The following is a 17984-nucleotide window of genomic DNA, read 5'->3' as shown; positions in this document are numbered from 1 at the left end:
AGTTATTTAATTTCTTCCAGGACTTCATGAAGCATTTTCTTTATTTCTTCGGGGCTTTCCATTTCAAGGGCTTTCGCTGCAATTTGCTTCGCCTGTTCGTACGTCAGGGACCTTATCACTTTCTTAACCTGGGATATCGAAGTGGCGCTCATGGAAAATTCGTCAAGGCCCATGCCCAGCAGTATGGGAGCAGCGAGGGGGTCTCCCGCCATTTCTCCGCACATGCCCGTCCATTTTCCCGCTCTATGGGATGCGTCGATGACGTTTTTTATCAACCTGAGTACGGCAGGGTGGAAAGGTTCGTACAGGTGGGCTATTTTCTCGTTCATTCTATCCACCGCTAGGGTGTACTGAATTAGATCATTGGTGCCTATACTGAAGAAATCCACTTCCCTGGCAAGTATGTCAGCGGTAACGGCAACCGAAGGAATCTCCACCATGATGCCGACTTCCAGGTTTTCATCAAACGGTATGCCCTGCTGCCTGAGCTCGTTTTTAGCCTCTTCCAAAATCGCGTTTGCCTTTCTTATTTCAGCAAGGCTCGATATCATCGGGTACATTATTTTTACATTACCGTAATGGCTGGCCCTCAGGATGGCTTTTAACTGGACTTTGAGTATCTGCGGCGTATCCAGACACATGCGGATTGCTCGCCACCCCAGGAATGGGTTCAATTCTTCCGGCATGTCAAGGCAGGGCAGCCTTTTGTCTCCGCCGATGTCCAGGGTTCTTATTATAACAGGCCTGGGGTTCATTGCCTCCACCACCTGCTTGTAGGCCTGGAACTGCTCTTCCTCATCGGGGAGGTTTTCCCGGTCCATATACAGAAATTCGGTCCGGTAAAGACCTATACCCTCAGCTCCGTTTTCCAGGGCACCTTTGACATCCTTCGGAGTACCGATATTAGCCGAAAGTTCAACCTTTTTTGCCCCGTCCCTGGTCTCGGCGGGAAGATCTCTGAGTTTTTTCAATTCTTCCCTGTACCTTATATAATCGAATCTCAGGGTGTGATACCGCCGCAGGGTCTCCTCATCGGGGTTCACGTAGACGACGCCCTTGTTGCCGTCGACTATTACAGTATCACCGTCATTGACCTCTTTTGAAAGGAATCCCAGGCCGACGACAGCCGGTATCTCTAATGACCTGGCCATGATCGCCGTATGAGACGTTCTGCCCCCCATATCTGTCGCAAAGGCTTTCACCTTTTCTTTATCCATCTGGGCCGTATTAGAGGGGGTCAAATCCTTTGCAATCACAATTACGTCTTCGCTTAAATCCGCCAGGGATTGGATCGGAACGCCTAGTATGTTCTTTAAAATCCTGTCCCCCACATCTTTTATATCAGCAGCCCGTTCCTTAAGGTATTCGTCCTCCATGTTTTCAAACATGCCCACGTACTTTTCAACTACCTGGTGTACCGCGTTTGCCGCGGTTATCCTCTCGCTCCTTATTTTCTCTCTTATTTCCTCAACAAAGATCGGGTCGTCCAGAACCATAATGTGTGCATCGAAAATCTGCGCTTTATCCGGGCCGAGCTCCTTTTCGGCCTTTTCCTTAACCTTCACCAGCTGCTCTCTTGATTTTGTCATGGCCCCCTCGAACCGCTCTATTTCTACGGGTATCTTATCTTCGGTGATATTAGCGGTCTCTATAACAATTTCGTTCTCTTTGAGCACAAAAGCCTTTCCTATTTCGATACCTGGCGAAGCCGCGATCCCCTGATACATTTTACCCCTCCGTTTATTTTCATCTTTTCTCAATCTTTTTTTAATATATCTTCTACTTCTTTAACAATCCTGTAAGGCTTGGTTATAATCCTTATCGGCAGCGAAAGTATGAACTTGGTTATATCCTTTTCCACTTCTCTAGTCATGCGGTAGGGTTTTGTGAGAATTCTCTCGATAAACTCAGCTGCATAATTTTCCAGGAGCTTTTCCCGCTTAATTTCGATTTCGTTCCCGCACTCCTCGCATTTAATACTTTTTAAGATTTTCCCCGCGTAAGTGACCACGTGGGGCGTGTCCTTATTGCAATGAAGGCAAAAGAGTTCGGCCTCCATCTTAGAGGTCATGGGGCAACTCCCTTCCTCTTTTTAAAGAAATGAAATCTTTTTTTTAACTATACCTCGAAAATTAAAAAATATCAATATCGATTTCAATTACATCTTGTGAATCGGTGTTCCCAAAAGGTCCATAGCAGCTTCCATAAGAGTTTCAGACAAGGTCGGATGGGCATGAATGGTATCCACCAGCTCTTTTGCAGTGCATTCAAGCCTTATAGCCAGCGTAGCTTCAGCGATTAGCTCGGTGGCTCCCGGCCCTATTATGTGGACCCCCAATATCTCGTTCCACCTGGAATCGGCGATAACTTTAACGAAACCGCGGCTTTCGCCCATTGTCAAAGCCCTGCCGCTGGCAACAAACGGAAACCTGCCTACCCTGATGTCATCCCCGTAAATTTCCCTGGCCTCCCGCTCCGTCAGCCCCACATGGGCTATTTCGGGATTTGTAAAAATACAGCTGGGCACGGCCCTGTAGTCCATTTTTATATTTTCACCGAGGGCGTTGGCAGCCGCCACGATACCCTGATGGGCCGCCACATGAGCCAGCTGAAATTTTCCCGTTATATCGCCAACGGCATACACATTTTTCAGGCTGGTCCTCATAAAATCATCTACAATAACCCCGCTATTGTTCAGGTTTATTTTCAAATCCGCAAAAGCTTCCAGATCCGGTTTTCTTCCGACGGCAACCAGTACCTTTTCCACTGCGATAGAACGGGGCCCGTCAGACGTTGTTATGTTCACCTTTAAAAGGTCTTTTTCCTTTTCGACGGACTCCAAGCGGGTTTCGGTAAAGACCTTTATTCCCCGGGTTTCTAGAATCTTTTTCATTTCGGAGGATATTTCTTCGTCCGCCCGGGGGAGTATCCGCGGGAGGAGTTCCACGATCGTTACTCTGGAACCAAGTGAACCGTATATGCAAGCCATTTCGACGCCTATTACTCCCCCGCCGATCACGAGCATTGAATCGGGTATTTTGCTTAAGGCAAGGGCTTCTTCACTGGTGATAACACCAGGAAGGTCGTGACCGGGGAAGGGAATCACAGCCGATTTTGAACCGGTAGCCAGGATTATGTTGTCCGCCGTTATAACCTGTTGACCCCCGGAGTAACGTATTCTTATACTCCTCTCATCTTCTAGTTTCGCCTCGCCCCTGAAAACCGATACGCCGTTGGCTTTTAACAGGTTTTCAACGCCCTTGCCGAGAGTTCTGACTATAGCGTCTTTTTGGCTCTGGGCACGTTGCCAGTCAATCTTGACATTTTCGGCCAGAATGCCGAAATTTCTCGCATTTTCCAGATTTTGATAAATATGAGCGCTGTGGCTTAAAGCTTTAGTGGGTATGCAACCACGGTTTAGGCAGGTCCCACCCAGGTCTCTTTTCTCTACAAGCCCCACTCTTACCCCTTTTTTAGCCGCGTATATTGCAGATACATAGCCCCCGGGGCCTCCCCCAATAACGACTATATCGTAGTGCACGACAACCAGCTCCTCTTGTAAAACTTGATATCAAAGTAACATTTCTATTGGATCCTCCAGCAGTTGTTTTATCCTGCGCAGGAATTTAGCCCCCAGGGCACCGTCTATCACCCTGTGATCGCAGGACAAGGTTAGCTTCATCATAGGTCTTACGACTATTTCGTCTTCAACTACCACAGGCTTTTTGGCGATCTTGCCTACTGCCAGAATTGCACTTTCCGGCGCATTTATTATAGCCGAAAACTCTTCTATATCGTACATCCCGAGATTTGATATGGTAAAAGTTCCACCGCAGTAATCATCGGGCAGCAACCTGCCTTCTCTGGCTTTCTTTATTAACTCCGCTGTCTCTTTGGATATCTGAGCAAGGCCCTTTTTGTCGGCATCCTTTACCACAGGAACTATCAGCCCGTTTTCCAGGGCCACCGCCAATCCGATATTTATGCGGTTTTTTACAACAATACCCTCTTCCCCAGCGCTGCTGTTTACCATGGGATACTCCGCTAAAGCCCTGGCGGCCGCCTTTATGAGAATGTCGTTTATCGATAATTTTACACCGTTTAGTTCCTGAATCTTCGGCGCAAGTTTTTCTCGAAGTTCCAGAACCTTACCCATGTCAACTTCCAGTGTAAGGTAAAAGTGAGGAACTTCTGCCTTGACCTTTGCCATTTTGTCGGAAATTATCTTTCTCATTCCAGCCCAGGGAATTACCCTGTATTCTTCCTGCGGTTCAAGCGAAGCCGACTTCAGGGCTTCTAAAACGTCCTGCTTTGTGATTCTCTCACCTTCCGGCTTGCCGATTTGGGACAGGTCCACGCCCTTTTCCTCTGCGATTTTCCGGGCTACCGGTGTTGCCTTCACCTTCCTGGATTCTACGTATTCAAGCACGTCTTTTTCAACCACGCGTCCATCAGGCCCGGTGGGGGTTACCAATCTCAAATCTACGCCGTATTCTCTGGCAACCCTTTTAGCCGCCGGCGATGCCTTTACTTTTTCGCCGGGTTGCGGTGCCGGCGCCGGGAGCTCGGGTTCCACCTCAACCTCTTCTACCTCCGCCCCTGTTTGCTTCCCTATTTCCGGAAGGGGCTCGCTTTCGCCGCCGATTATTGCTATTTCTTGACCCACAGCCACTACCGACCCTTCCGGGGTCAAGATCTTCCTTAAAATCCCCGAAGCCGGCGCCTCTTCTTCCAGGTTCACCTTGTCGGTCTGTATTTCCAGCAGAGGTTCACCCTGCTTTACCTCTTCCCCCTCTTTTTTCAGCCATTTTATTATAGTACCTTCCGTCATTGTAAGACCTAGTTTGGGCATTCTTACTATCTCGGCCATTTTATCACTCCCCTGATTGAATTATCTTAACAATTCTCTGACAGCTTCGACGATGTTTTCCACTTGAGGAACAGCGTGTCTCTCCAAATTGGGATTATAGGGTATCGGAATATCAAGTCCCCCCAGTCTCTTGACCGGCGCGTCCAGATAATCGAAAGCCTCGCTTCCCGCTATTCCCGCCGCCACTTCTGCACCCCAGCCGAAGCTCAGGGGATCATCCTCTACTATCAAAACCCTGCCGGTCTTTTTGACCGAATCGATAATAGTGCGCATATCCAGGGGTTTTAAAGTTCTGGGATCTATAACTTCTACATCTATTCCTTCTTTTTCCAGTTCCTTAGCCGCCTCGAGGGCTCTGATAACCATTATGGAACCGGCAACTATGGTGATATCCCGCCCCTTTCGCTTTATATCAGCTTTACCGAGGGGCAGTACATAATCTTCCTCGGGCACCTCGCCCTTTACCCTGTAGAGTAATTTGTGCTCAGCAAATACCACGGGATTGTCATCCCTTATTGCGGCCTTTATGAGCCCCTTTACGTCGTGAGGTGTGGAAGGTATAACCACCTTCAAGCCCGGGAAATGAGCGAACACACCTGGAAAACTCTGGGAGTGCTGGGCAGCCGCACCGGTACCGCAGCCCATCGGGGCACGTATCACCATCGGAACTTTTGCCTTGCCGCCGAACATATACCGAATTTTAGCACCCTGGTTTATCAGCTGATCCATGGAAAGGGTTAAAAAGTCGAAAAACATAATTTCAACTACGGGTCTCATGCCGGCCACGGCTGCTCCCACTGCGATACCGGTGATCGCCTGCTCTGATATGGGGGTATCCACAACTCTTTCTTCACCGAACTCATCTATCAGTCCCCTGGTGACACCAAAGGCCCCACCGTAAATACCGATGTCTTCTCCGAGCAAGAATACGCTTTGATCCCTTTGCATCTCTTCCCTCAAGCCTTCCCGCAGAGCGTCTATATAAAGTTTTTCAGCCATTTCAATTCTCCTCCATTCATCAGGATAATTACGCGTATACTCCGTTGGCGATGTCATCCACGGAGGGTTCCGGGCTGTTCTTGGCGTACTCTATCGCATCCCGTATCTCCTTTTCTACCTCTTTTTCTATTCTATCGAGCTCTTCGTCAGTGGCGATTTTTTCCTGTACCAGCTTTAGCCTGTAACGTTTGATGGGGCATTTCTCCTTCCACTCTTCTATTTCCTCTTTTGTCCTGTACACATTGGCATCGCTCTTTGAATGCCCTAACCACCGGTAAGTCTTGGCTTCAATCAGCGAAGGCCCTTCACCCCTCCTGGCCCTCTCCACCGCTTTTTTTACCACGTGGTAAACCGCTTCCACATCGTTGCCGTCGACTATTTCCCCGGGCATGTCGTACGCGGCCGCCCGGTCGGCAACGTTTTTTACTGCGGTAGACCTGCTGAAAGCTACAGACATACCGTAAAGATTGTTCTCGCATATATACACTACCGGCAGCTTCCACAGGGAGGCTATATTTAAGGACTCATGGAAAACTCCCTCGTTGTTGGCCCCATCGCCAAAAAAGCATAGTGTAACTCTGCCGTCTTTTTTCATCTTGGATGCCAGCGCCGCGCCTGTCGCTATAGGTATCCCGCCTCCAACTATACCGTTGGCCCCAAGATTGCCGGTATCGATATCGGCGATATGCATGGAACCACCTCTGCCCCTGCAGTAACCGGTTTCTCTGCCCAGAAGCTCGGCAAACATTTGGGGGAGCTTGCCTCCTTTCGCGATGCAGTGCCCGTGACCCCTATGGGTACTGGTAATCATATCGTCAGCTTCCAGCGCTGCAATCGCTCCTACTGCGGTAGCTTCTTCCCCTACAGAAAGATGGCATGTGCCCCAGATCATGTTGGCCTTGAAGAGCCTGTCAACTTCCAGCTCAAAACACCTTATTTCATACATTTTCCTGTACATCCATAGCTTCTTGTCCGTTGTCAAATCCATCGCATTACCACCTCTGATTTATTTTAATATTGATTTCACTGCAAAATTCCGTTTAGCTGGTAACCCGGTTCTGCAGTAAAATCGTAATTAACAATTGTTAATTAAATGTACCATTTGTTTATATTATGCAATTTTTATGCCGGTTATTCTCGGAATAATATGAAGGGGCTTCAGCCCCTTCAATTCCTGTCTACATTTTATGTCAGCCTATCAACTTTTCCTGCATTCTCCGCAGTTGTAAAATGATTGAATTTTCATCCAGCTTCACCGCGTCATAGGTTATTACCTGGCCCTTTTTCACATCTTTCGTCATAACTACATTTTTATTTACAAGCCCTATGGGCAGGGCGTTCTCTTTTTTAGCGTTTTCATAGGTATCAATTACCCCGTAAACCGTAAAACCGCCTATACCATCAAGATGTTCCCCGGCTTTCAAATCTTTTTTTGCTACCGCTATGGTCTCGGATACCGGAAGGCCTTTAGGTGCGATAGTGGGTTCCTTGTAAATGTACGCTCGAGCTGCTGAAAGGGGCGTCTCTATGCTCGTCAGGTGATAGGGACGGTAAAATACGTAGTTGGGACCTTTACCCATTGAAAGATAGGCCATTTCTTCCCGGACGGCTTCCAGTTTGGTGGTAACGATCACGAAAACGCCGGGCGCAACACCGTTTACGTATTCCACCACCTGGTACCTGTCCAGAATTCCTCCCTCTTCTTTTAACCTGAAGATCTCCGGCAATTCTTTAACGGTGGCTTTCGGGCCGATTAATCCCCTCCTGGTGGGAAGGAAACCGGTGGCATTGGAGACGGCGGTGAGCTCCACCATAGTCTTGGTGCCGTCTTTGAAAGACGCCAGCATCTTCGGGTTCATATTCTTTTTCATGGCTTCTTCCATGACAGAGTCGGGATTGGCTTCCAGATCTAGAGGATTGTTTTTCCCCTTGCCGGCGACTAATATCTCAAACCCCATAGCATCGGCAAAATCGTATAATTCCTTTATTGCTCCGGGTTCATCGCCGGCAGAAACAGTATATACCACTCCCGCACTATCCGCCATCTTCTTTAATATCGGTCCAACCGTTACGTCGGTCTCCACGTTTAACATGACAATATGCTTGCCGTTGTATATCGAATCAAGGGCAATTTGAGCCCCCACCTCCGGAACTCCCGTAGCATCGACCACTACATCGATGGGTATAGCTCTCGTTATAGCGCTCAAATCTTCGGTTATTGCGTATTTACCCCGCCCTAGGGCTTCTTCCACCTCTGAGGGGGTTTTTGCCGTAAGGACGTCGTCGGGAGCTACTCCGGCCATAGTATAGGCTCTCTTGGCTTCCTTCAGTTTTGTGTCGCAGATTGCCGCCACCCTAATGCCCTTCATACAAAATATCTGGCTTACCATTCCGCGGCCCATCTGTCCGGCACCGATTAAGCCTACGTTGATTTTTTTCCCGCTAGCTTCCAGTTCCCGCAGCTTCGAATTCAAATTAAGCATAGCCATCCCCTTTCTTTTTATTACAAACCTTTCCTTATCATGTTAACATTTATCAGGATTACCATCAATTACCCTGTATCAGTATTTCCTCTCCTACTTTTGGCAAAGGTATCTCTTTTTCTTCCAGGTGGATATTCCCCGGCAATTCCGGAGTTGTCTTCCCATCGAATTTCAGGCAGACGTGCCCGATTTTTCCCAAATTTTTATTGGCCACATCACCGACGGCTGTCACTTTGTAACTTGCCCGCCCCAGATAAAGCACGTCGCCGGGCACCAGGTCTTCCGCCAGCTTCCCCCCCTTGTGAACCACCGAGATTTCTCTTAATTCCTGCGGCGCGCTTTCGTCAAACAAGATGATCATCTTCTGCTCTATGAATTCTTCTACCATATCCCCTATTGCAGTAATCACCGCTTCAAATTTTTTCATCAATATCCTTCCCTTCCTAACAAAGGCTATGGCGCCTGAAGGCGCCATTTTGCATATGTTATTAATTATACGTAAAGTCCGAAACTGAACAGGTATGCTATTAAGACCGCTATGGGACCTGTAATCAGCCGGGAAATCAAGATGGCGCCTACACCTATCTCTACTGTCTCCGGTTCCGCTTCGCCAAGGCTGAGGCCTACGGGTATGAAGTCGCACCCTACCTGGGGATTGATCGCAAAGAGCGCCGGAAGCGCGTACTGGGGAGGTATATTACCCTTACCAATTTCCACGCCCACCAGCACGCCGACGACCTGGGCTATTACGGCTCCTGGACCCAGCAGGGGTGAAAGCACCGGCAGAGCACATATAACTGAAATGATGAGCAGTCCCGGCAGTGTACCCGCCATCGGAGAGATTACGTTAGCTATCCAGTTCCCTACCCCCGATTTCAGGATTATGCCGATCAGGGTAGCCACAAACGCCATAAAGGGGAGAATGTTCTTGATTATCTGCTCTATGGTCTCACGACCTGCTTGGTACATGACGCCCACAACTCCGCCCATTCCACGCCCTATTCTTTCAACAAGTCCCATCTGCCTGCCGTTACCACCGGTTTTCTGGGGTTTTTCTGCACCGACTCCGGAAGATCCGGGTATGGTTTCGCGGCGGGTTACATGACCCGACTCTTCATCGGATACTGGAGTTATATTTTCCACCTTAACCCCGGAAACGTATATATCTGCTGAAATATACTTCGCTAGCGGGCCTGCCTGTCCCACCGGAGTGAGGTTTATGGTGGGAATTCGCTTTTTGGGGTAAACGCCGCATCTGGCGGTGCCGCCGCAGTCGATGACCACGCAGCAGATCTCCTGTTCGGGTACCGAAGATTTGAAACCGTCCACCGGCACGCCGCCGGTAAGTTCGGCAATTTTCCGCGTTACCGGGTCGATTCCACCGCCGGTTATAGATACAATCTTGTCCCGACCCCCTTCGGGCTTTATTATTAAAGGCCCGCCCCATCCCCCGGGGCCTTTTTCAACTTTTACAGCCCTATAACTCATTCCACAGCCCTCCTATGCAAGCTCTCTCTGTCGCATCATCCTGACGGTAAGCCTCTCCGTCACTAATCCGCGTATAAAGATCACTATAACGCCAACTATAAAGTACCTGACGGCCAGCTCCCCCAGTGGCAATCCGAGTTGCTGAATCCCCTGGGCTATACCCATGTATACGAACAGCTCCGCCGGATTGGCGTGGGGAAAAAGACCAGTTATAGGGTGCACAAAGGAAACCGCCGCATCGTAAAAGGCAGGTTTGTATTTTTCCGGGAGAAATCTCCCGAAGGTATAAGCCATGGGATTGGTGAGGAAGAACACGGCCATTACCGGCATTACAGTGTACCTGAGCAGGGTATATTTCCCCGCATTTTGGGCCATTCGGTTTATCCTCTCCTGACCGACAAATTTAATAAAAGCATTTACGGCGGTCATAAGAGTAATCAGCGTTGGCAGAATACCTCCGGCAAGGCTTAAAAACACCTTACCGCCTTCCTGGAAAAGACCTATGAAGCTCTGGGCCAAATTGGCCAAAACATTCACGAAAAATTCACCTCCATAAGATATTTTAAGTGGATTAAAAAACTCTCACCCCCAATAACTTTTTCATAGATTTTTTTCTTTCAGCGTTTTTACTGCATTTTCTACTGCTTTTTTCAAACCTTTATCACTATCATTCAGGAAGTAAGGCACTTCCCATAAATAAAGGCCCTTCATTTCCTCGAGTTCCTTAAACCTTGCGAAAACCGTCATCCCGCTCATCCTATGGGCCTCAAGGATCTTTCCCGTTTCGTCGGCTGCAATCAGCACGATGTTTCCGGGTGTTATTCTGCCTTTAGCGCTGCCAATTCCCACCCTACCCACTTTTTTTAGTTCTTTTATTTTCCCCTGCAGGTTTTTGATCTGAAAATAAGTTAAAACTCCCTGCAGAATCCACATTAAGCCTATTATTGCCAATATCTTAACCCACATAAGCCAACCCCTGTTAATCATTTGTTCATTTACGTATCATATGTTCTTATTAAAGAAAATAGCATAAATAAATTTTAATGTCAATAATTGAGAAAATTGTCACATATATTAAAGGCATATTAAAGCAGCATATAAAAAAGACAAAAGACTCTAAATTAGAGTCTTTTTTGAATTAATCATTAAAAACTGCCCGGTTTTTTCATCGGTGATTAACACATCCAAGTAGTGCCCCTTTAAAGCTGCGAGGATTGCTTTATGTTTTTCATAACCTCCCCCAACGCCGATCACCAATGGAATCTCTTTTAATTTCTCCAGAGTTATGGCTATAACCCTCTCGTTTAATTCCGGACAGCACGGATTACCGTATTCGTCTATAAATCGCGAGCATAGATCACAGCAGGCGCCGTACCTTTTCAGATCTTCGAGCTCCCTTTCCGAAAAGTAACCCGTTTCCAGCATGGTGGACTCGGCGGCAAAAGGAGACCCTATACCGATCAGGGCTATATCGACCCGTTCAGCCATTTCCAGAACCTGTCTTATATTCCTGTCAGATAAAAGGGTATTTTTAACTTCCACGCTGTCTACTAATGCCGGGGCGTGAAGGAGCTGCCATTGGCCGTTAAAACATCTTGCTAAATTCATCACTATTTGGTTTGAATGCAGATCGATTCTGGTCTGCCCAACCCCTCCGACCAGGGGAATAAAGGTGACATCCAGCTCGGGGGCGTTTTTTATATATTCGGGCACATAAGCCAGTGTAGTCCCCCATGAAACACCTACAAGACTTTTATCCTTTAAAGTCCTAACCAGAAAGCCGGCCGCCGCTTCGGCCAGGTATCTTTTAAGTCCCTCTCCTTCATCGTAAGGGGTTATGATTACCTCCTTTAGATTAAAACATTTCTCGAGGGTATCCTCAAGCCTGGCAAAACTCCCTTCGTAATTTATCTTTATCTCTACTATTCCTTCTTCCCGAGCCTTCTGCAGGAGCCTTGAAACCGAGGGTCTTGATATACCGAGCTTGTCGGCTATCTCTTGCTGGGTTCTGTTTTCATCGTAGTACATATGAGCTATTTTTATCAGAAGCCTTCTATCTTTTGTGACGTTCAATAAAGTCACCTTCTTTGTTTAACCGGTCGTTCATATTTTAAGAATATGTGCAATTTATTATAACCGTTTCTATTTTTATATGTCAATAATCGGCAGAAGATGATTCAATAAATTTTTAGCAAGAATCTAATAATAATATTAATTCACCTTAAAGGAGGTCGCTTTCCAATGGTCAGTCAAAATAAAGATGAGGGTAAAAAAGAAAAAGGTAGATTAAAAGAGGAAACAACCCTGGAATCTGCGGTTCGAAAAGAGGAACTCAACAGGATCCGTGGAATGAGAAAGGTGGTGGACCCCGAGCGAGGTCCGGAAAACAAAAAATGCCCGCATTCTTGATCGGAATACGGGCTTTTTTCTTATATCCTACTGTTTTTTCGGCACTTTCTTCCAATCCTCGAGGAATCTCTGCACGCCGATGTCGGTCAGGGGGTGCTTCACCATCTGTTCCAGCACTTTATAAGGCACCGTGGCGATATCCGCTCCCGCTTTAGCGGCATTAACGACATCCATCGGCGTTCTGATGCTGGCGGCGATAATTTCCGTTTTTATGTCGTGAAGGGTGAAGATGTCAGCTATGTCCGATATAAGGCCAATCCCGTCCTGGCTTATATCGGTGAACCTGCCGACAAAGGGACTTACGTACGTTGCTCCGGCCCTGGCCGCCAAAAGAGCCTGGCTGGGGGAAAACACCAGGGTTACGTTGGTCTTTATCCCTTTCTTGCTGAGCTCCTTAACGGCTTTCAGCCCTTCCCAGATCATCGGAATTTTAATTACGATATTTGGATGCCAGGAGGCTATCTCCATGGCTTCTTCAATCATCCCCCGGGCATCGAGGCTAACCACTTCGGCGCTGATGGGACCGTCCACATTTCCTGTTATTTCCAGGATGGTTTCTTTGAAATCCCTTCCCTCTTTTGCGACCAGAGTTGGGTTTGTGGTAACACCGGAAATAACCCCGAGAGCTGCGGCTTCCCGTATTTCCGCCACATTAGCCGTATCCAGGAACAACTTCATACTTCATACCTCCGTGAGCGTTTTATTCGGCATTATTATATTTCACTCACAGGGAGCAGTCAATACGCGGTTCTCTTCCTGGTCGCAATGTCAATCCACACAGCCAATACTAGCACCAGTCCCTTGACGATGATTTGAATAGAATAGTCAATGTTCAAAAGGCTCATGCCGTTGTCTATGCTGGCCATCACCAGGGCGCCGATAACCGCACCGGGGATTGTGCCCTCTCCACCAAGAGTGCTGGTACCACCTATTATAGCCGAAGCTATGGCATCGAGCTCGAAAAGGTTTCCGGCGCTGGTAGTAGCGGCATCAAGCCTTGATGTCAAAACTATGCCCGCCAGTGCCGAAAGCAACCCCATAATGAGGAATATGGTCATGTTCGTCTTTTTGATATTTATGCCCGACAAAACGGCAGCTTCTCTGTTACCTCCTATGGCGTAAACATACCTGCCGAAGGTGGTATTATTGGCTATGAATGTGAACAGCACCACGAGGAAAAGCACTATTATCACAGGTATTGGAATCCCCTGGTAGGCAATCATGACACCAATAAATACAGCTATCAGCGATAAGGTCCCTATCATCTTCATAATCTCGATATTCCACGAAGTCACCGGTAAACCGTATTTCAACCTGGACTTCCTGTTGTTCAGCGTCATATAGATGTAAATGAGAACCGCCGCAAGAGCCATAATAATGCTCCAGAACGATGGAATGTATCCCTGTCCGATTATCTTGAATTCAGGCCTCAGAGGGGAAATTGTTACCCCCTTTGTCACCAAAAGTATTCCTCCTCTAAACACCAGCATGGAACTCAGGGTGACGATAAAAGCCGGAACCCCCCTGTAAGCCACCCAGAAACCCTGCCAGGCGCCTATCACGAGACCTACAAAAAGGGCCGCCAGTATGGAGGGAATTGTGCTCCAGTGATACCAGAGTTGCAGAACTGCGAGCACGGCCCCCGTAAATCCCGAAACGGAACCCACCGATAGGTCTATGTGGCCGGCCACTATCACCAGCACCATACCTACAGCGAGGATAGATGTAATGGAAACCTGCCTCATAAGCATTGAGAGGTTTCTGGGAGTAAGGAAATTACCCTTTGTTAAAACGGCAAAAACGATCCAAATGGCAAGGAGGGCTATAACCATCGTGTAGGACCTGATGTCTATATTAATGCCCTGCCGTAAAACCACCGGATTTTTTTCCCTGACTATCATGAATATCTACCTCCGGTTGCGCAATACATTATTTTTTCCTGGTCGGCATCCTGGTAGTAAAATTCACCGCTTATCTTACCTTCATGAAGTACCATAATCCTATCACTCATCCCCAGTATTTCCGGGAGTTCCGAAGATATCATTATTACGCATACTCCTTTTTGCACGAGCTCATTCATAATATTATAAATCTCATACTTGGCCCCTACGTCTATTCCCCGGGTGGGCTCGTCAAGAATAAGCACCTTCGGATCGGACATAAGCCATTTAGCCAGGACGACCTTCTGCTGGTTTCCCCCGCTCAAATTAAGGACCTTTTGAGTGAGCCCCGGAGTCTTGATGCGCAGTTCTTTTACGTACTCTTGAGCGTACTTGATTTTTTCATTGTTGTTGATCACCGACCATCTTGAAATCCTGCCCAGATTCGGCAGAACTATGTTTTCCTGAACATCGAGCACCGGGATGAGCCCGTATCTTTTCCTATCTTCGGAAACATAAGCGATACCGTTCTTTATGGCGTCTTCGGGGCTTTTTATGTTTAACTTCCTACCGCTCAAGTAAATTTCGCCTGTGACTCTTCCCGGATAGGCACCGAAAATGGCAAGAGCCATCTCGGTCCTGCCGGCACCCATTAAACCCGCAAAGCCCAGTAATTCACCTTTTCTTGCAGAGAAACTTACATTGTCTACTATTTTTTTCCACGGCATCTCGGCGTCGTAAACGGTGAGGTTCCTTACCTCCAGCACTACCTCTCCTGGACAACGTTCGACTCGCGGGAACCTGTCTGTTAACTCCCTCCCCACCATCAGAGAAATAACTTTGTCTTTAGTCAGATTTTTTACATAACCAGTGTGTATGGTTTTGCCATCCCTCAGTACCGTTATGCTGTCAGCAATTCTGAATACCTCGTTGAGCTTGTGTGAAATGAAGATGCAGGTTACACCTTTTTTCTTCAGATCCTGCAGTATATTGAAAAGTTGATCTACTTCACTCTCCGTGAGAGCCGAGGTAGGTTCGTCAAGTATGAGTATCTTAGCTTTTTTTGATATAGCTTTGGCTATCTCCACCATCTGCTGATGTCCTATACCCAGATTCATGACTTTTGCATAAGGGTCGACATCAATGCCCAATTCTTTTAAAACTGCCCTGGTATCAGAATAAACCTTCATCCAGTCTATAATGCCGTTTTTGACGGGCTCCTCGCCTAGAAAAATATTTTCTCCTACGGTCATGTTTTTCACCAGAGCCAGTTCCTGGTATATTATTGAAATACCCGCTCTTTCACTATCCTTTATGTTTCGAAACGGCATTATCTTTCCGTCTATTACTATATCCCCTTCATAAGTACCGTACGGGTATACGCCGCTCAATATCTTCATTAAAGTGGATTTACCGGCACCGTTTTCTCCGCACAGGGCATGGATTTCACCTCTTTTTACCCTAAAGTTCACGTTGTCAAGAGCCTTGACTCCCGGGAAAATTTTTGTTATATTTCGCATTTCCAATATATATTCGCTCATGACGTCACCTTCTCGAACACAAAATTCAAGGGGTAGGCCGTCCAGCCTATCCCTTGATTGCCATCTATTTCGAATAAACGTCTTCCCTCTTAAACCAACCGCTCTCTATTAAAACACTTTCAAGATTGTCTTTTGTAACGACCACCGGCGTCAGCAGTATTGAAGGAACGTCTATCTTGCCGTTATTCACGGTCTGATTAGCCTCGGGCAGGTCTTTTACCTCTTTGCCCTGGGCCAGCATAACAGCCACTTCCGCAGCCTTCTTTGCGAGTTCGCGAACATCCTTGAAAACGGTCATCGACTGGGTTCCCTCTACTATTCTCTTTGCAGCCGCCAGTTCAGCATCCTGGCCGGTCACCACTACTTTTCCTGCAAGCCCCTGAGCCTGAAGGGCCTGGATGATACCGCCCGCCGTACCGTCATTGGGAGCCAGTATGGCGTCAACCTGGTTTTTGTTGGCGGTAAGCGCGTTTTCACACAGCTTCAAAGCTTCTTCCGGCTGCCAGTCTTTAATAGGCTGGTCAAAAAGTATCTTTATATCCCCTTTATCTGCCAGCGGCTGTATGTATTTCATAGCCCCCTGTTTAAAGAGCCTGGCGTTGTTGTCCGTAGGGGCCCCGGAAAAGAGGAAATAGTTGCCCTTTGGAACTTTCTCGGTGAGGAATTTACCCTGAAGCTCTCCTACCTTCACGTTGTCGAAAGAAATGTAAAGGTCCACGTCAGCATTTCTGATCAACCGGTCATAGGATATTACCTTAATTCCTGCCTTATGAGCCGCCTCCACCAACGCTGCGGCCGAATCGGCGTTCTGCGGGTCCAACACCAGCACATCGATTCCTTGAGTTATAAGGTTTTCCACCTGGTTGTTCTGCTGATTTTCATCGTTATTAGCCGCCTGGACCAGCACTTCAGCCCCCAGTTCCTGGGCCCTCTGAACAAAATAATCCCTGTCTTTGATGTACCTCTCTTCCCGAAGGGTTGGCAGCGAGAAACCTATTTTTATCTTCTTCTCCTCATTCTGGCTCTGTTGCTGATCGGAACTTGCAGCCTGATCCTGAACTGTTTTTGAGCACCCTGTGAGAATCGATACCGTTAAAAATACCACAAGCAACAATGCCAGCACGCGATTAAATCTTTTCGCCATTAACCTAATCCTCCCTTTTTTTATCTGTACTTCAATAGAAACCGCTCTTTTACCTCTGTTCGTTTTTTTGATGTTACAGTCTCATATTAAGAATTTGTACCTGTAAAGCAAAAAAGCCGTGTAATTTTGGCACAAAAAAAGCAGGCAGAGACCCAAAAATCAGTGGGCTTTCGGAAGGTTTCTGTATACATCCTGTGAGGAATGAAAGCCGTCCCTTATAACCGTATCTTCTATGTTGCTTTTGTCAACGCCCACAGGCTCCAACACGTAATAAGGCACGTAGTATCTGCCGTCGAAAATCGTCTTTCGAATATCCAGTGGTTCACCCCTGGCCAGTCTAATTGCCATTTCAGCCGCTTTCTCCGCCAGTTTGTCTATAGGTTTGTAAACCGTCATCAGCTGAGTGCCTTCCACTATTCTCTGACATGCAGCGAGATCTGCATCCTGGCCGACTACGGGCACCCTACCAGCCAGCCTGTGTTCTGCCAGGGCTTCTATGATACCCCCTGCCAGGCTGTCGTTCCCGGCTATGGCGGCATCTATTCTCCTGCCGCTCTGAAGGATTTCATCGGTAACCTTAAAAGCGTATTCTGTCATCCAGTCGGGAGCCCATTCTTCGGCAACTATCTTGATGTCGCCCCTTTCAACCTTTTCCCTGAGAATACTATCGTAGCCTTCTTTTATCATCTTCGTATTGTGGTCTGAAGTCGCACCGTTTATTATTAGGTAATTACCCTTCGGCGCTTTTTTTATCAGCCACTCAGCCATTAGCCTCCCTACTTTAATGTTGTCAAAGGATATATAAAGATCTACGTTTGATCTGGTAACCAGCCGGTCATAAGATATAACTTTAACACCGTATTTTTTTGCCAACTGGACGGCAGCTGAAGCCTTTTGGAGATCATTAGGTACAAGTATGAGTACATCGATTTTCTGATCCAGCAGGTATCTCACCTGTTTCAACTGATCCTCGTCATCGTTGTTAGCGTTCTTGACGAATACCTCGGCTCCCAAATCTTTCAATTTTGCCATCAGTATATCCCTGTCCTTGAGCCACCTTTCCTCTTTAAGGGTGCCCAGCGATATTCCGACTCTAATTCTGTCACCTTCCTCCTCCATGACGGATATTTCATTCCCGATCGAACTGTAAGAACAGGCCGCCAATATCAT

At 47.4% G+C, this 17984-nt stretch carries 18 protein-coding genes; 1 reads left to right on the top strand and 17 read right to left on the bottom strand.

Annotation, left to right across the window (positions count from 1 at the left end; translation table 11 throughout):
- Window positions 1–2: 2 nt before the first annotated feature.
- From ptsP to LZ11_RS04060, 12 genes are all read right to left on the bottom strand, one after another.
- Window positions 3–1727 (bottom strand): phosphoenolpyruvate--protein phosphotransferase, encoded by a 1725-nt coding sequence (gene ptsP, locus LZ11_RS04115; RefSeq protein WP_148866645.1) that lies wholly within the window; start codon window positions 1725–1727, stop codon window positions 3–5.
- 29 nt (window positions 1728–1756) lie between these two features.
- A complete protein-coding gene (locus LZ11_RS04110) occupies window positions 1757–2071 on the bottom strand; it encodes a bh protein (protein WP_148866644.1) in 315 nt (104 codons plus the stop codon).
- 87 nt (window positions 2072–2158) lie between these two features.
- Window positions 2159–3541 (bottom strand): dihydrolipoyl dehydrogenase, encoded by a 1383-nt coding sequence (lpdA, locus tag LZ11_RS04105; RefSeq protein ID WP_148866643.1) that lies wholly within the window; start codon window positions 3539–3541, stop codon window positions 2159–2161.
- A gap of 30 nt (window positions 3542–3571) precedes the next feature.
- Window positions 3572–4870 carry a dihydrolipoamide acetyltransferase family protein gene (locus LZ11_RS04100; protein ID WP_148866642.1) on the bottom strand — a complete coding sequence of 433 codons (1299 nt, stop codon included), beginning with the start codon at window positions 4868–4870 and terminating at the stop codon, window positions 3572–3574.
- A gap of 21 nt (window positions 4871–4891) precedes the next feature.
- On the bottom strand, window positions 4892–5869 hold the full coding sequence (locus tag LZ11_RS04095; protein ID WP_148866641.1) for an alpha-ketoacid dehydrogenase subunit beta: 978 nt from the start codon (window positions 5867–5869) through the stop codon (window positions 4892–4894).
- A gap of 28 nt (window positions 5870–5897) precedes the next feature.
- A complete protein-coding gene (locus LZ11_RS04090; protein ID WP_148866640.1) occupies window positions 5898–6857 on the bottom strand; it encodes a thiamine pyrophosphate-dependent dehydrogenase E1 component subunit alpha in 960 nt (319 codons plus the stop codon).
- A 202-nt stretch (window positions 6858–7059) separates the two neighbouring features.
- Window positions 7060–8352 (bottom strand): NAD(P)H-dependent oxidoreductase, encoded by a 1293-nt coding sequence (locus tag LZ11_RS04085; RefSeq protein ID WP_148866639.1) that lies wholly within the window; start codon window positions 8350–8352, stop codon window positions 7060–7062.
- Window positions 8353–8416: 64 nt separating this feature from the next.
- Window positions 8417–8779, bottom strand: a complete 363-nt coding sequence (locus LZ11_RS04080) for a PTS glucitol/sorbitol transporter subunit IIA (protein WP_148866638.1) — start codon at window positions 8777–8779, stop codon at window positions 8417–8419.
- Window positions 8780–8844: 65 nt separating this feature from the next.
- Complete coding sequence (gene srlE / locus LZ11_RS04075) at window positions 8845–9840, bottom strand: PTS glucitol/sorbitol transporter subunit IIB (protein ID WP_148866637.1); 996 nt, start codon at window positions 9838–9840, stop codon at window positions 8845–8847.
- A gap of 12 nt (window positions 9841–9852) precedes the next feature.
- Window positions 9853–10377 (bottom strand): PTS glucitol/sorbitol transporter subunit IIC, encoded by a 525-nt coding sequence (srlA, locus tag LZ11_RS04070; RefSeq protein ID WP_148866636.1) that lies wholly within the window; start codon window positions 10375–10377, stop codon window positions 9853–9855.
- A gap of 63 nt (window positions 10378–10440) precedes the next feature.
- On the bottom strand, window positions 10441–10806 hold the full coding sequence (locus LZ11_RS04065) for a transcriptional regulator GutM (RefSeq protein WP_170240286.1): 366 nt from the start codon (window positions 10804–10806) through the stop codon (window positions 10441–10443).
- A gap of 150 nt (window positions 10807–10956) precedes the next feature.
- Complete coding sequence (locus LZ11_RS04060) at window positions 10957–11922, bottom strand: sugar-binding transcriptional regulator (RefSeq protein WP_246110702.1); 966 nt, start codon at window positions 11920–11922, stop codon at window positions 10957–10959.
- Between the two features lie 159 nt (window positions 11923–12081).
- On the opposite strand from LZ11_RS04060, the gene LZ11_RS12345 reads away from it, so the two are divergent.
- Window positions 12082–12249, top strand: coding sequence for a hypothetical protein (locus tag LZ11_RS12345; protein ID WP_170240280.1), 168 nt, complete (start codon window positions 12082–12084; stop codon window positions 12247–12249).
- 27 nt (window positions 12250–12276) lie between these two features.
- Here the strand turns inward: LZ11_RS12345 and fsa are convergent, their stop codons facing one another.
- From fsa to LZ11_RS04035, 5 genes are all read right to left on the bottom strand, one after another.
- Window positions 12277–12927 carry a fructose-6-phosphate aldolase gene (gene fsa / locus LZ11_RS04055; protein WP_148866633.1) on the bottom strand — a complete coding sequence of 217 codons (651 nt, stop codon included), beginning with the start codon at window positions 12925–12927 and terminating at the stop codon, window positions 12277–12279.
- 59 nt (window positions 12928–12986) lie between these two features.
- Entirely contained in the window at window positions 12987–14150 is a 1164-nt protein-coding gene (locus tag LZ11_RS04050) for a sugar ABC transporter permease (RefSeq protein WP_148866632.1), read from the bottom strand.
- A complete protein-coding gene (locus LZ11_RS04045) occupies window positions 14147–15670 on the bottom strand; it encodes a xylose ABC transporter ATP-binding protein (protein WP_148866631.1) in 1524 nt (507 codons plus the stop codon). The genes LZ11_RS04050 and LZ11_RS04045 overlap by 4 nt, the downstream gene beginning before the upstream one ends.
- Before the next feature lie 64 nt (window positions 15671–15734).
- Complete coding sequence (xylF, locus tag LZ11_RS04040; protein WP_148866630.1) at window positions 15735–16814, bottom strand: D-xylose ABC transporter substrate-binding protein; 1080 nt, start codon at window positions 16812–16814, stop codon at window positions 15735–15737.
- A 159-nt stretch (window positions 16815–16973) separates the two neighbouring features.
- The gene (locus tag LZ11_RS04035) at window positions 16974–17933 is read right to left on the bottom strand and encodes a sugar ABC transporter substrate-binding protein (RefSeq protein WP_342782590.1); all 960 of its coding nucleotides are present in this window, start codon (window positions 17931–17933) and stop codon (window positions 16974–16976) included.
- Window positions 17934–17984 lie beyond the last annotated feature (51 nt).

Source organism: Thermosediminibacter litoriperuensis (assembly GCF_008124715.1).
Classification (GTDB): Bacteria; Bacillota; Thermosediminibacteria; order Thermosediminibacterales; family Thermosediminibacteraceae; genus Thermosediminibacter; species Thermosediminibacter litoriperuensis.
This window is presented reverse-complemented; position numbering and strand designations above follow the sequence as displayed.